The 14,206-nt window shown below is 29.4% G+C and carries 13 protein-coding genes; 6 read left to right on the top strand and 7 right to left on the bottom strand.

What is annotated here, in order from left to right:
* Window positions 1-61 precede the first annotated feature (61 nt).
* The 5 genes from Q1A46_RS20340 to Q1A46_RS20320 all read right to left on the bottom strand — a co-directional run bounded on the left by Q1A46_RS20340 (window position 62) and on the right by Q1A46_RS20320 (window position 4,482).
* A complete protein-coding gene (locus Q1A46_RS20340) occupies window positions 62-751 on the bottom strand; it encodes a lycopene cyclase domain-containing protein (RefSeq protein WP_299683413.1) in 690 nt (229 codons plus the stop codon).
* Entirely contained in the window at window positions 751-1,200 is a 450-nt protein-coding gene (locus Q1A46_RS20335; protein WP_095071432.1) for a sterol desaturase family protein, read from the bottom strand. Before Q1A46_RS20335 ends, Q1A46_RS20340 begins: the two co-directional genes overlap by 1 nt.
* Complete coding sequence (locus Q1A46_RS20330; RefSeq protein ID WP_299683408.1) at window positions 1,200-2,042, bottom strand: phytoene/squalene synthase family protein; 843 nt, start codon at window positions 2,040-2,042, stop codon at window positions 1,200-1,202. Before Q1A46_RS20330 ends, Q1A46_RS20335 begins: the two co-directional genes overlap by 1 nt.
* Complete coding sequence (locus Q1A46_RS20325; protein ID WP_299683406.1) at window positions 2,039-3,508, bottom strand: NAD(P)/FAD-dependent oxidoreductase; 1,470 nt, start codon at window positions 3,506-3,508, stop codon at window positions 2,039-2,041. The genes Q1A46_RS20330 and Q1A46_RS20325 overlap by 4 nt, the downstream gene beginning before the upstream one ends.
* A gap of 80 nt (window positions 3,509-3,588) precedes the next feature.
* On the bottom strand, window positions 3,589-4,482 hold the full coding sequence (locus Q1A46_RS20320; protein WP_299683404.1) for a MerR family transcriptional regulator: 894 nt from the start codon (window positions 4,480-4,482) through the stop codon (window positions 3,589-3,591).
* Between the two features lie 123 nt (window positions 4,483-4,605).
* On the opposite strand from Q1A46_RS20320, the gene Q1A46_RS20315 reads away from it, so the two are divergent.
* Genes Q1A46_RS20315 through Q1A46_RS20305 form a run of 3 tightly spaced genes read left to right on the top strand, consistent with a single transcriptional unit; the run spans window position 4,606 to window position 6,225 of the window.
* On the top strand, window positions 4,606-5,100 hold the full coding sequence (locus tag Q1A46_RS20315; RefSeq protein ID WP_299683402.1) for an RNA polymerase sigma factor: 495 nt from the start codon (window positions 4,606-4,608) through the stop codon (window positions 5,098-5,100).
* Between the two features lie 7 nt (window positions 5,101-5,107).
* The gene (locus tag Q1A46_RS20310; protein WP_299683400.1) at window positions 5,108-5,719 is read left to right on the top strand and encodes a hypothetical protein; all 612 of its coding nucleotides are present in this window, start codon (window positions 5,108-5,110) and stop codon (window positions 5,717-5,719) included.
* Between the two features lie 11 nt (window positions 5,720-5,730).
* A complete protein-coding gene (locus tag Q1A46_RS20305; RefSeq protein ID WP_299683398.1) occupies window positions 5,731-6,225 on the top strand; it encodes a hypothetical protein in 495 nt (164 codons plus the stop codon).
* Window position 6,226: 1 nt separating this feature from the next.
* Here the strand turns inward: Q1A46_RS20305 and Q1A46_RS20300 are convergent, their stop codons facing one another.
* Entirely contained in the window at window positions 6,227-7,261 is a 1,035-nt protein-coding gene (locus tag Q1A46_RS20300) for a low specificity L-threonine aldolase (RefSeq protein ID WP_299683396.1), read from the bottom strand.
* 32 nt (window positions 7,262-7,293) lie between these two features.
* Entirely contained in the window at window positions 7,294-9,669 is a 2,376-nt protein-coding gene (locus Q1A46_RS20295) for a zinc-dependent metalloprotease (protein ID WP_299683394.1), read from the bottom strand.
* A 71-nt stretch (window positions 9,670-9,740) separates the two neighbouring features.
* On the opposite strand from Q1A46_RS20295, the gene prfB reads away from it, so the two are divergent.
* The 3 genes from prfB to Q1A46_RS20280 all read left to right on the top strand — a co-directional run bounded on the left by prfB (window position 9,741) and on the right by Q1A46_RS20280 (window position 14,114).
* Window positions 9,741-10,835: a peptide chain release factor 2 gene (gene prfB / locus Q1A46_RS20290; protein ID WP_299683392.1), complete on the top strand. Its 1,095-nt coding sequence runs from the start codon at window positions 9,741-9,743 to the stop codon at window positions 10,833-10,835.
* Window positions 10,836-10,892: 57 nt separating this feature from the next.
* On the top strand, window positions 10,893-11,234 hold the full coding sequence (arsC, locus tag Q1A46_RS20285; RefSeq protein WP_299683391.1) for an arsenate reductase (glutaredoxin): 342 nt from the start codon (window positions 10,893-10,895) through the stop codon (window positions 11,232-11,234).
* A 96-nt stretch (window positions 11,235-11,330) separates the two neighbouring features.
* Window positions 11,331-14,114: a pitrilysin family protein gene (locus Q1A46_RS20280; protein WP_299683390.1), complete on the top strand. Its 2,784-nt coding sequence runs from the start codon at window positions 11,331-11,333 to the stop codon at window positions 14,112-14,114.
* The last annotated feature ends 92 nt before the right edge of the window (window positions 14,115-14,206 follow it).

Genomic DNA, 14,206 nt, shown 5'->3' with positions numbered 1-14,206 from the left:
AAAAACCAGAGAAGCTAGCTTCTCTGGTTTAAATAATACTTTTTAAAACTGTCAACCTATTTTAGGACGACTCATTGTTTTTAAATTTTTCTATTAAAAATACATTCCCAAACAACATTGTAAAAGCATAGCCAATATCTTCAATTGGTATAGTTACTAATCTAATCGCTAAATTTTCATCATTATTATACCAAACTACTGGTTCTTCAATTCCCGTGCCTGTTAATATTCCATTAACGATGAAGAAAGGAATTAAAATGATTAAAAATGCAATATAAAAACGTCTTAAGTATTCTATTCCGTAGAAAAAACCAATCAATAAAATTCCAATTAAAAAAGAATAATTTACTGTTGTATAAACTTTACCCCAATTAAAAATTAAAATTGGTGTTACAATAGCTAGTATGCTTAATGTAATTAATTGCGTATACTTTTTTGATATTAATAAATTAGGCTTAAAATACTCTAAAGAATAATGAATAAAAATACTTGCATAAGGAATACAAAAGAAAAATAACCATTCCTCTATCGGCATACCTAAAAGCAGAAATGATAAATGGTAATCTGGATTAAATCCCCATACTCCATTTTTGGTAAAAATAGCATCCCAAATTAGAAAAACTGTAGCTACTATTGTTAAAGACAACAAAACAGCTTTCCAATGTTTAATAAAACGCATATTCTTTTCAAAAGAATACAACAAAGGAATACTTAAAGAGCCTAGATTTAAAAGTAAATAAAGATATACCACTACTTTAAATATTCTTTAAAATACTTAAAAGGAACAAATAACATTCCGAAGCATTCACCTTCATGTTTCCCTAATTTTTTATGATGTATTTTATGAGCTTTTCTTAAACCTCTGAAATACCAATTATCAGTTTTATCAAACCATTTAAAACGTCTATGAATTAATACATCATGAATTAAAAAATAAGCTAATCCATAAAATAAAATTCCAAGACCTATAAAAAATAAAAAGTTAAGTTCAGGACGAATACCGAAGAAAAAAAGCATCATACTTGGTATAGCAAATACAACAAAGAATGCATCATTTTTTTCAAAAACATGTGGGTATCCAGGTTGATGATGATCTTCATGTAAATACCATCCAAAGCCATGCATTACATATTTATGTGTACACCACGTAATACCTTCCATTAAAATAAATGTTCCTAATGTAACTAAAGCAAATGTCATTAAATCAAGTTTAATTTATATTTCACGTAACTTCTAGCCAACAAATTTATCTTCATCGGGTTAGAAATCCTAATTCTGGTATCCATAATTTGTGCAGATGGAGTCGCTTTTAACTTATTTAATAATTTTCTATAATAACGATAAGCCATATATACTCCAAACTTAGCATCTACAGGTAACTGTAAAATTCCATTAGAAAAAGCATAATCGAAATCTTCTTCAATTTCAGCTATTATTTCTTCTTTAGATTTATTATCTAATTCTTTCAAATTTACATTTGGAAAATAAGAGCGGTTTAATAGTTCTACATCATCTTTTAAATCACGTAGAAAATTCACTTTCTGGAAAGCAGAACCTAAACGCATTGCTGGATCTTTCAAAGCTTCATATTTACTATTATCACCTTTCACAAAAACCTTTAAACACATTAATCCAACTACATCTGCAGATCCGTATATGTATTCGTTATATTCTTCTTGTGTTTTGTATTCAGTTTTATGTAAATCAGCACGCATACTTTTTAAGAAAGCTTGTACCATATCATCAGTGATTCCAAACTCATTTACAGTATGTACAAATGAATTTAAAATAGGATTCAAGCTTATTCCAGAATGCTTTGATAAATAATAATCTTTTTCAAAACGATTTAATAAACCTTCTTTATCATAATCATGAAAAGTATCTACGATTTCATCTGCAAAGCGCACAAAACCATAAATATTATAAATATGTGATCTAATTGATTTAGATAACATTTTTGTGGCTAATGAAAAAGATGTACTGTAACTGTTGGTAACAATTTTGCTACACTTATAAGAAACGTCGTCAAATAAATTTTTCATGATAGGTGGTTTTTTAAAATTAAATCTGAAGCTATTTTACCCGAAATTAAAGACGGTGGTACACCAGGACCAGGTACTGTTAACTGCCCTGTAAAGTATAAGTTTTTAACTTTTTTACTTTTTATATTAGGTCTTAAAAATGCTGTTTGCGTTAAAATATTTGCTAATCCATAAGCATTTCCTTTATATGAGTTATAATCTTCTATAAAGTCGTTAACACAATAGCTCTCTTTAAAGATAATATTTTGTTTGACATCTTGATTAGTTAAACGTTCTAATCTTTCAATAATTATGTTAAAATACTTTTCTCTTATCTCTTTCGTATCTTCTATACCTGGTGCTAATGGAATTAAAAAAGTACCTGCTTCTTTACCTTCAGGAGCAAAAGAACTATCAGTAATACTAGGAAAACTAGCATAGAACAAAGGATTATCTGGCCATCTTGGAGTATCATAAATGTCTTTAGCATGCACATCAAAACTTGTATCAAAAAATAGAGTATGATGCTCTACATTTTTAAGTTTCTCGCTAAAACCTACATAAAATAGTAAAGATGAAGGTGCGAAAATTCGCTTATCCCAATATTTATCTGAATATTGTCTCAAGTTAGTATTTAGTAAAGTTTCAGTATGATGATAATCTGCACCACTTAAAAGTAAATCAGTCGCTATTTCTTCATTATTAATAGTAATGCTTTTTACTTCATTTTTTTCATTTACATTGATACTTTGCACTGCTGAGTTATTTTTAAACTCAACTCCGAGTTGTTTGGCTAAAGTTACCATACCTTCAATAACTTTATACATACCTCCTTTAGGATGCCAAGTTCCTAAACCAAAATCTGCATAATTCATAAAGTTATAAAATGCAGGAGTATTACTAGGTTTAGCTCCTAAAAATAGAACCGGAAACTCTAATATTTGTATTAATTTTTGATTCTTAATTTTTTTTCGAACTTGTTTTTTAATTGTTGAAAAAAATTGTCCAACTCGAACAGCAGTTTGAGGAGTTACAAGCTCTAATGGAGAAATTCCAGGTCTGTAAACAATATCTTTTACAGCTATGTCATAATTATCTTTAGCTGCTTTAATAAATTTTCTTAGATGTTTCGAACTACCTTTCTCTTCTTTTTCAAAAATTTCACATATTTCTTCAAAACTTCCCGGAATAGTTATAGAATCGTTTTCTCCAAAATAAACTTGATAAGCAGGATCTAATTTCTCTAAGGTGTAGTAGTCAGATGGTTTTTTACCAAAATCGGCAAAAAACTTTTCAAAAACGTCTGGCATCCAATACCAAGTTGGCCCAATGTCGAATGTAAAACCTTCATTTAAATACTGTCTGGCTCTACCTCCTAACGTGCTATTTTTTTCATAAACTGTAACGTTGTATCCAGCTTTTGCCATATAACAGGCTGATGATAATGAGGAAAATCCAGAACCAATTATAGATATTGATTTGTTCAAAGTAAAAATTTTAAGATACCCTAAAGGTAGAAAAAATATCTCTTTGTTTAATAGTTTTAACTAAAAATTAAACAAAAAAATTAAAGCTTGTCAACTACCTCAATTACTGAAGGATAAATTTCAATGTTAGAACTAAATGATTCATCAGAAACTAATGCAGCCTTCTTACCTACAGCCATAAGTTTGTGATCTGTACCTTTAAGAATGGAATCTATTTCTTTAAAAAACTCAGGAATCTTGTCATCACTTGGCTGTACTGTCATTGAAGTTATAAAACAAACTTTTAATTCACCTTCAAAGAAATAATTTAAATTATTTAATGGCAAACTTTGCCCTAAGTAAATAGTTTGACATCCTCTTAAAACCAACTCAAAATTAAGGTACATTAAACCGATTTCGTGTATTTCACCATCTGGTAAAAATAAAACATACGTGTAATCTTGATTAGTAGCAGAATATTCTAATTTTTCAATATTCAATTGAATCTTTTGAATGATTAGATTAGAAATAAAATGCTCATGTGCTGGCATTAAAGTTTTTGTTTGCCACAATAAACCTATATGATTTAAAAAAGGAATAAAAACTTCCTTAAATATTTGTCTGAATGTTTTCTTGTGAAGTAATTTTTCATAAGTACTATTAAATAATACTTTATCAAATTGAAACATAGACATTTTAAAAGCATTTATAGCTTCATCATTTGCAGCATATTTAAAAGCTAACTCTCTAGTGTTAGCTAAAATCTGCTCTTCCGACATTTCTGCTATCTTAGATATTTTATAATTATGTTTATTCAATAATGCGACATTAAGCAACTTTAATAAACTATCCGTAGAATAATATCTAATATTAGTATCAGTCCTATTGGGCTCTAATAAATTGTAACGTTTTTCCCAAATACGAATAGTATGTGCTTTGACTCCAGAAATATTTTCTAGATCCTTAATAGTAAATACTGTTTTTATATTGTTCAACGTTAATGCTTTTTTATTAAACAAAGATAATGAATAATAACTGGATTTTTAAAATTTTCTTAAGAATTGCTGTAACATTTTATATATTTCGGCTACTAACAGTGTAACTAACCAATCAATATTGTGTCAAAAAGTCTAGAAGACAAGTTTTTAGATGATTTCGAATCAAATCAAAATATAGTTCATAAAATTTGTAGAATTTACACTACAAACCAAAGTGATCATAATGATTTGTTTCAGGAAATAACCATACAAGTGTGGAAAAACTATGCTAAGTTTAGAGGAGATGCTAAGTTTAGTACATGGTTATACAGAGTTTCACTTAACACTGCTATTTCCTTATTTAGAAAATCATCTAGAAAAGTAAAAACTCAAGATATCTCAGATATTGCTTTTAAAATAAAAGCGATAGAATATGATGATACTCAAGAGGTACAATTAAAAGCTTTATACGGAGCAATTCAACATTTAAATGATATCGATAAAGCTTTAGTGTTCCTTTATTTGGAAGATAAATCATATAGAGAGATTTCTGATACTCTAGGTATTAGCGAAGTTAATGCAAGAGTAAAAATGAATAGAGCAAAAGATAAATTAAAAAAAATACTAAACCCATAAAAATTATATGGACGTATTAGAAAAATATAAAGAAGCTTGGGATAATCAACCTGAGAGTTCGAATAAGGTATCTAAAAGTGAGATTTATAAAATGATGAAGTCTAAATCTTCATCTATAGTTAAATGGATTTTTATAATAGGATTAATTGAGTTTATATTAATTGGCTCTTCGTTTTTCTTTTTTGATATAGAAAAAAGTATTGAAGCATATGAAAGTATTGGACTTAATAAATACTTCATGCATTTTAACACAATAGCCGGTTTAGTTATAATTTTATATTTCCTTTATAAATTCTATGCTAATTTTAGATCTATTTCAACTACAGAGAACACTAAAAGTTTAATGGATCAGATTCTTAATACAAGAAAAACTGTTAGAAATTACGTAGTAATAAATCTATCATATTTAACCATTTTCTATCTTATAGCTTTGGTTTTAATGATTAAAAAACAGTTTGCAGATCTATCTACAGTACAAACTATTGGAGTTGCAGTAGCTTCTTTAGTTGCTTTAGCTGTTATGTTAGCTGTTATATGGCTGATTTACCAATTACTTTATGGAATTTTACTAAACAAACTGAACAAAAATTATAAAGATTTAGCTAAATTAGAAGAGTAAAAATTTTACTCATGAAAAAAATACTTTTTTTCTGTACTCTTCTAATTAGTACTATTTCATTTTCTCAAGAAGATTCTAAAACGAATTTTTGGGATAATGTTCAATTTGGAGGTGCTTTTGGCTTAGGTTTTGGTAACAACTCTACAACGATAGCTATAGCTCCTAATGCTATTTATAATTTTAATTCAAATTTTGCTTTAGGTTTAGGTTTAGGATATCAGTATGCTAAACAAGGAGATTTTAAAAATAATGTATACAGCACTAGTATATTAAGCTTTTATAATCCAGTAGAAGAAGTTCAAATTTCTGCTGAATTTGAACAATTATTTGTTAATAGAACTTTTGAAGGAAGTAAGGATAATTTTAGCTACCCTGCGCTCTATTTAGGAGCAGGATATCGAGTTGGAAGAAATATTTCTATCGGTTTTCGTTACGATATTTTATTTGATGAAAGCAAAAGCATTTATGCTTCTGCTTTTTCACCAGTATTTAGAGTTTTCTTCTAGATTAAAATTTTAACATTTGATAGTTTTGTAATGCTTGTAATAAAATTTTATGCATTTTATCAGTATAATCTAAATGCGTAACAATTCTTATTTTTCCTTCGCCCATAGGAATTAATAAAATTCCTTTCTCTTCCATATCTTTAATAAAATCATTGGCATTAATATTTTCGTTAACATAAAAGATGACTATATTAGTCTCAATTGGCTCTACTTTTTTAACGTAAGATAATTGAGCTAAGGTCTCTCCTATTTCTTTTGCTTTTTGATGATCTTCTTTCAAACGTGCTACATGATGATCTAACGCATAAATTCCTGCTGCAGCTAAATATCCTACTTGTCGCATAGCTCCACCAAATAATTTTCTAATACGCAAAGCCTTTTCCATATGTTCTTTAGACCCTACTAAAACAGAACCAATTGGCGCACCTAAACCTTTAGATAAGCATATAGAAATTGTATCAAATAACTCTCCGTATTGTTTAGGTGTTTCATTCTTTTCTACAAGAGCATTAAATAATCTTGCTCCGTCTAAATGATAACTTAAGTTAAACTGATCTGAAACTTTTTTAATGTTTTTCAATTCTTCAAAATCCCAACAAGCTCCTCCACCTTTATTGGTAGTATTTTCAATACAAACTAATCGAGAATACGGAACATGAATATCCGATCTTCCTTCCGCAGCATATTGCAATTGATCAGCTGTAAACATTCCTCTATCTCCATCAATTAACTTACAAGATACTCCAGCATTAAAAGCGGCTCCTCCACCTTCATAATTGTATACATGTGCCCATTTGTCACAGAACAATTTATCTCCTGGTTGTGTATGTAGTTTTATTGCTGTTTGATTAGCCATTGTTCCTGAAGGAAAAAATAAAGCATCTTCCATTCCAAACATATCTGCTACTTTTTCTTGTAATAGGTTTACAGTTGGATCTCCTTTAAATACATCATCACCTACATTAGCACTCATCATTGCTTTTAACATTCCTTCTGTAGGTTTAGTAACAGTATCGCTTATTAAATTTACTTGCATGCTTTGATATTTCTTTTTGTGTTGTTCTATTTTTATTTCATTCCTATTGGAGATCCATCAGGAATTTTTAAAGTTTTTGGTTTCTTGTTGTATTTAGAAGGGTTTCTTTTAAAATCGTTAATCAACAATAAAAACTCTTTATCAATTACCTTATCACTATTCTTCAAATCCATTGCAATACTATTTATTTTTTCGTTAACAATAGCTTTTCCTTCAAAATAAATAGTACTGTTATATAAATAAAATAGATTTGATAAAATTTCTTTTTTAACTACGTTATGTAATCCATTATAATAAGAGTCTTTATATTCTTTTTTGAAAGAATTTTTGATTACTGTTGTTAACATTTCATTTAATCCTAGTTGAGAGTTATCAATATTATAATGTTGTAATAAACGATTTACTCGTTCTGGATGAAATAAATAATCTAATGTAAACGCAACATTGGTTTGAATAGCTCCATAAGGATCGAAAGCTACGCCCGATTTACTTTTGAAACTTTCTCTAGTTCTACTATAACCATAGGCTCTAGGTGGAAAAAGTGCTAATAATCGTTTCGGAACTGCAATTTCATTTACGTCTATAGTTCTTAGTAGTTGTTGCAAAGCTTCACGTTCTACATTTCCTTCTATTCGTTTTACAACAATATCTTTTTGACCTTTTACTGCATAAGTATAATCAAGTCCACCAATTAATTTTGAAGCTGCATCTGTCTGATATCTGTGTAAGAAATACAAAGGAACAAATACATCTTCCAAAACTGAATAAGGTTGGTTACTTTTTATATTATCAATTGAAAAATTCTTAATAGACTTATTTCTAATTTCTAATATATTTTTTAATTCTTCAGAAGCACTTTTTCCATTATCCCACAAATGAGCGTATGCATGTGCACTTCCTTTTGGTCTTGCATCTGCATCAGAAATAAATCGTAATCCTTTTTGCGAAGCTTCATCTAAGATTTTAACTAAACCTTCTTTTTCTTTACTTGGAAAATCTTGATAAGCATAAGCAACTGTTATTTTATCCCAAGCTCCGATTTTATTATCGTAAGCATTAGAAAAATCAATTTTATCATTTTTAAGTATAAGTTTTGGATGTGGATAATCCATTACTGAAGATCTCTCATTTGTACTTGCAGCAAAATTATGCGCAAAACCTAATGTATGTCCGATTTCATGAGCAGATAATTGACGAATTCTTGCTAAAGCCATTTCTAAAGCAAATTTATCTTCATTTTTACCATTTGCATAAGGAGCTTGCAACGCCTGAGCAATTAGAAAATCTTGACGAATTCTTAATGATCCTAAACTTACGTGACCTTTTAAAATTTCGCCGGTTCTAGGATCTGAAATATTTCCTCCATAACTCCAACCTCTTGTAGAACGATGCACCCACTGAATTACATTATAACGAACATCTAACGGATCCGCATCTTTCGGTAACATTTTTAACTGAAAAGCATCTTTATAACCAATTGCTTCAAATGCTTGGTTCCACCATTTTCCTCCTTCTAATAAAGCAGAACGTACAGGTTCTGGTGTTCCTCTATCTAAATAATAAATAATCGGTTCAACAGCTTCACTAATTTTTGCATTTGGATTTTTCTTCTCTAGTCTATGTCTGTAAATAAATCTTTTTCTGATGGATTGATCTACTGGAGTTGCATAATCTAAATATGTCATTTGCCAAGAACCACAACGAGGATCGTATACTCTAGGCTTGTATTTACTGTCTGGTAATTCTACGAAAGAATGATGCTGATGAACAGTTACTAAAGAAGCATTTGGAGTTACACTTCGAATATTATATCCTTTAGGTTTTCCTGAAAAAGTAAGCATTAAATCAAACTCTACATTTTTAGGAAAAGCTTTTGTTCTTTCTAAATAAAACGCACTTTTACTCTTATCTAGTCTATAATTTCCTTGATTATTAGAAGCTAGCCTATCAGCTACTCCATGAGCATCACGCATTAAAAAATCGGTTGCATTAATTAAGAACTTATTATTTTTTTCTTCAGTAATTATAAATCCATGTAATATCGATTTTGCAAACGCTTCTTTTACGGATTGCTTCTCCTCTATATTTTCTGTAACAGCTCTATAATTTTGATTGGGTTGAATTAATAATAACTTATTACCTGCTTTAACAAATTTCACTACTACTCCACTTCCTAACTGACCTCTATCTAAACCAATGTCATTAGAGCCAACACCTTCCGACAATGCATTTACATACAATAACTCAGTATTTAATTTTGAAATTTCAAGGTAAATTTCATCAGTTTTTTCATTATAATAAAATGGAATAAATCCTTCGTATTTCTTTACATTCTTCTTTCCCTCAAAAAATTGTGAAAAAGTAGAAATAGTAAAAAAATAACAGATAAAAAATATTGTTTTTTTCATGTAGTAATTAGGTTTAGATTTAAAAGGCTGTTAAAAATACTAAATCTTTTTTTTACCTTATTTTTGCCATTATGATTACACACGACCAGTTAAAAAACATAAGTGAACGCGTAGAAAAACTTAAAGGTTATTTAGATATAGAACAGAAATTAATTGAAATTTCTAACGAAGAAGAAAAAACAGCCGATCCTAATTTTTGGAATAATCCTAAGGAAGCTGAAACTTTAATGAAATCGCTACGTTTAAAAAAGAAATGGGTAAATGATTATGATGAAATCGTTGCTTTAAATGAAGATTTAAATGTTCTTTATGATTTTTACAAAGAAGGTGATGTTGAAGAGGATGAAATTACTGAACAATTTGAAAAGACAAATACATTCTTAGAAGATATTGAATTTAAAAATATGCTTTCTGAAGAAGGTGACAGTTTAAGTGCTGTCATACAAATTACAGCTGGAGCTGGAGGAACTGAAAGTTGTGATTGGACAGAAATGTTAACTCGAATGTATACGATGTGGGCAGAAAAACAAGGTTTTAAATTAAAAACTTTAAATTATCAAAGTGGAGATACCGCTGGTATTAAAACAGTTACTATTGAAATTGATGGAGATTATGCTTTCGGATGGTTAAAAGGTGAAAACGGAGTACATCGTTTAGTAAGAATTTCTCCGTTTGATAGTAATGCAAAACGCCACACTTCTTTCTCATCTGTTTATGTGTATCCTGTTGCTGATGATTCTATAGAAATTGAAATTAATCCTGCTGATATCGAAATTACAACAGCTCGTTCTAGTGGTGCTGGAGGACAAAATGTAAATAAAGTAGAAACAAAAGTTCAATTACATCATAAACCTACTGGAATTCAAATACAATGTTCTAATTCTAGATCTCAACACGACAACAGAGCTACAGCATTACAAATGCTAAAATCTCAATTATATGAAATTGAACTACAAAAAAGACAAGCAGCTCGAGCAGATATTGAAGCTAATAAACTGAAAAATGAATGGGGAAGCCAAATTCGTAATTATGTAATGCATCCTTATAAACTAGTTAAAGATGTTAGAACTGCTCATGAAACTGGAAATGTAGATGCTGTAATGGATGGAAACATTAACCCGTTCTTAAAATCATATTTAATGATGATGGGACAGAAAGAGAGTTAAAAATCTGAAATCCATAAATTTTCTTTTTATAATTCACTTTTAATAATTAAATAAAATATGATCAAAATATATCACAACCCTAGATGTTCAAAATCTAGACAAGGATTAGCTATCCTTGAAGAAAGTAAAAAAGAGTTTTCTGTAGTTAAATATTTAAATGATACTTTAAACGAAACAGAATTAACTGAAATTATTGCACTATTAAATATTTCTCCAATTGATTTAGTTCGAAAGAATGAAAGTATTTGGAAAGAAAAGTATAAAGGAAAAGAATTAACTGATAGTGAAATTATTAAAGCTATGGTCGAAAATCCAAAACTAATAGAAAGACCAATTGTTATTCACGATAAAAAAGCTGTCATTGGTAGACCTCCTCAAAAAATTTTAGAAATTCTGTAACAGATTCTCAAAAATTAACACTTATTAACAGAGAAAGTGCAAAATTAAATTGCTTTCAGCGTATATTCGCGTCAATTATTAATACTTCAATTTACTATGAAAAAAGTTGTAAAACTATTTACACTAGCACTATTTGTGTCCCAAATAGTAGTAGCACAGTCTACAAAAATTCCAAATGATCCTTCTGTTAAAACAGGTAAATTATCTAACGGATTAACTTATTTTGTAAAACAAAATGCAAAGCCTGCAAACAAAGTAGAACTTCGTTTAGCAATTAAAGCTGGTTCAGTTTTAGAAGATGAAGACCAATTAGGTTTAGCTCACTTTATGGAGCACATGAACTTTAATGGAACTAAAGATTTTAAAAGAAACGAATTAGTTGATTACTTACAATCTATTGGTGTTAAGTTTGGAGCTCACTTAAACGCATATACAGGATTTGATCAAACTGTATATATTTTACCTATCCCGAGTGATGATCCAGCAAAACTTGATAAAGGTTTTCAAATTATAGAAAACTGGGCTCATGGAGCATTATTAGAAGGTAAAGATATTGATGAAGAACGTGGTGTTGTTCTTGAAGAATATCGTTCTCGTAGAGATGCAAACTCTAGAATGTTAGAAAACTACATCGATAAAATTGCATATGGTTCTAAATACGCAAAGCGTTTACCTATTGGAACTAAAGAAAACATCGAAAACTTTAAACATGAAAGTATCCGTCGTTTCTTTAAAGATTGGTACAGACCAGACTTAATGGCTGTTATTGCTGTTGGTGATGCTGATGTTGCCGTTTTAGAGCAAAAAGTAAAAGATTATTTTTCAAAGATTCCTGCATCTAAAAATCCAAGAAAAAAAGAACACTACACTTTAAAGAATCACAAAGAGACATTTATTGCTATTGAAGCAGATAAAGAAGCTCCATTCTCTAGTGTAGAAATTATGTATAAGGATCGTGAAGATAGAAAGCCAGTTACTACTGTAGATGGTTACAGAAAATCTTTAATTAACAACTTATTCGATCAAATGATTAATAATAGATTTGACGAATTAGTAAATAGTGAAAATCCTCCATTTACTTATGGATTTAGTTACTATGGTGGAACATTAGCTAAAGATAGAGGAGCATTTCAATCTCAGGCAGGAACTAGTGCTGAAGGACAATTAAAAGGTTTAGAAGCTTTATTAACTGAAAACGAAAGAGTAAAACGTTTCGGTTTCCAAAAAGGAGAATTTGAAAGAGCTAAAAAGAATATTATTTCTCGTATTGAGAAATCTTTTAAAGATAGAAACAAAAGAGAATCAAGTCGTATAACTGGTTCTTTAGTTGGTGGATTTTTAGATAACAGACCTGTAGCAAGTGTTGAGTGGAGTTATAAAACTACACTTAAAATGTTACCTTCAATTCAATTATCTGAAGTAAATGATTTAATTAAAAATTATTTACATGATGACAACCGTGTAGTTGTTATTACTGGTCCTAAAAAGACTGTTACAGAAGCACAAGTATTAAAAGCTTTAAATGACGTAAAAACAAAAGAGTTAAAGCCTTACGAAGACAAAGCTGTAGCTTCTTCTTTAATTACTAAAGCTCCTACTGCAGGAACAGTAACTAAAACTACTTCTAACGATAAGTTAGGTACAAAAACATTAGTTTTAAGTAATGGTGCTAAAATTACGTTTAAAAAGACTGACTTTAAAAACGATGAAGTTTTATTTACGGCATATAGTTATGGAGGAACTTCTTTATATTCAGACGAAGAATTTAAAGCTACTTCTTTTGCTAATGGAGGTTTAACTGAAGCTGGAATTAATGGTTTCAACTTAAATGATATGAGCAAAATGATGTCTGGTAAAATTGCACGAGTTAGACCATATATTGGTAGTATTAGTGAAGGTTTTTCTGGAAGTGCATCTCCGAAATATTTAGAAGAACTTTTCCAACAAGTTCATTTGTATTTTACTGCTTTAAATAAAGATGAAAAGGCATTTAAATCTTTTGTAAATAAGCAAAAAAGTTTCTTAGGGAATGTTTTAGCTAGTCCTAGATTTTTCTTCCAAAAAGAAATGGGTGATTTCATGAATGAAGGAAACCCACGTTACAGTGGATTCCCTTCTCCTGAAAAATATGAAGCTGCTGATTATAACTTAGCTTATAAAAAGTATCAAGAACGTTTTGCTGATGCTAGTGATTTTAATTTCTATTTCGTTGGAAATGTTGATGAAAAGAAACTAACTGAATTAGCTACTAAATATATTGCTAGTTTACCAAGTACAAATTCTAAAGAATCTTATAAAGTACCTGGTTTCCGTCCAAAGACTGGATCTCATACTAAAATCGTTGCTAAAGGAAAAGATCCTAAAAGTACTGTAAGTATTAGATACCAAGGTGAAGCTGATTATAATGAAAAAGATGCTTTAATTTTTGACTTTATTGGTGAAGTAGTTGGTATAAAACTTACTGAAAAATTACGTGAAAAGGAAAGTGGAGTTTATTCTGCCGGTGCACGTAGTGGTATGAGAAAATTACCATATGGAACTTATAGTTTCTCTATTGGATTCCCTTGTGCCCCTGAAAATGTAGATAAATTAAAGGATATTTCTATTGCTGAAGTAGAATCTTTAATTAAGAATGGTCCTTCTGAAGAAGATTTAGAAAAGGCGAAAAAAGGAATGATAAACGATCATAAAGACAATATCAAAAAGAATAGGTTCTGGTTAAATGTTATTCAAGGAATTGATTTCTCAAATGATAATCCTGATGATGTATTTACTTTTGAAGAAAGAGTTAATGCTGTTACTACAAAAGACATTCAAAGATTAGCTAAGAAATATCTTTCTAGTGGTCCTATTTTAGGAATATTAAATCCTGAAAAATAAGATTAATATATTTTATTGAGTCGTCCTAAAATAGGTTGACAGTTAAAAAAATATTTAAACCAGAGAAGCTAGCTTCTCTGGTTTTTTATTGT

This window comes from uncultured Tenacibaculum sp., assembly GCF_947502995.1.
In the GTDB taxonomy this organism is placed as follows: Bacteria; Bacteroidota; Bacteroidia; order Flavobacteriales; family Flavobacteriaceae; genus Polaribacter.
Note: the sequence above shows the minus strand (reverse complement) of the source record. Positions and strands in the feature narration are given on the sequence as shown.

What these genes read in the sequence shown, in the direction of transcription:
- Q1A46_RS20335 (WP_095071432.1), bottom strand. Translation starts at nt 1,200, where the DNA reads ATGACATTTGCTTTAGTTACATTAGGAACATTTATTTTAATGGAAGGT.
- Q1A46_RS20330 (WP_299683408.1), bottom strand. Translation starts at nt 2,042, where the DNA reads ATGAAAAATTTATTTGACGACGTTTCTTATAAGTGTAGCAAAATTGTT.
- Q1A46_RS20310 (WP_299683400.1), top strand. Translation starts at nt 5,108, where the DNA reads ATGGACGTATTAGAAAAATATAAAGAAGCTTGGGATAATCAACCTGAG.
- Q1A46_RS20305 (WP_299683398.1), top strand. Translation starts at nt 5,731, where the DNA reads ATGAAAAAAATACTTTTTTTCTGTACTCTTCTAATTAGTACTATTTCA.
- Q1A46_RS20300 (WP_299683396.1), bottom strand. Translation starts at nt 7,261, where the DNA reads ATGCAAGTAAATTTAATAAGCGATACTGTTACTAAACCTACAGAAGGA.
- Q1A46_RS20295 (WP_299683394.1), bottom strand. Translation starts at nt 9,669, where the DNA reads ATGAAAAAAACAATATTTTTTATCTGTTATTTTTTTACTATTTCTACT.
- prfB (WP_299683392.1), top strand. Translation starts at nt 9,741, where the DNA reads ATGATTACACACGACCAGTTAAAAAACATAAGTGAACGCGTAGAAAAA.
- arsC (WP_299683391.1), top strand. Translation starts at nt 10,893, where the DNA reads ATGATCAAAATATATCACAACCCTAGATGTTCAAAATCTAGACAAGGA.
- Q1A46_RS20280 (WP_299683390.1), top strand. Translation starts at nt 11,331, where the DNA reads ATGAAAAAAGTTGTAAAACTATTTACACTAGCACTATTTGTGTCCCAA.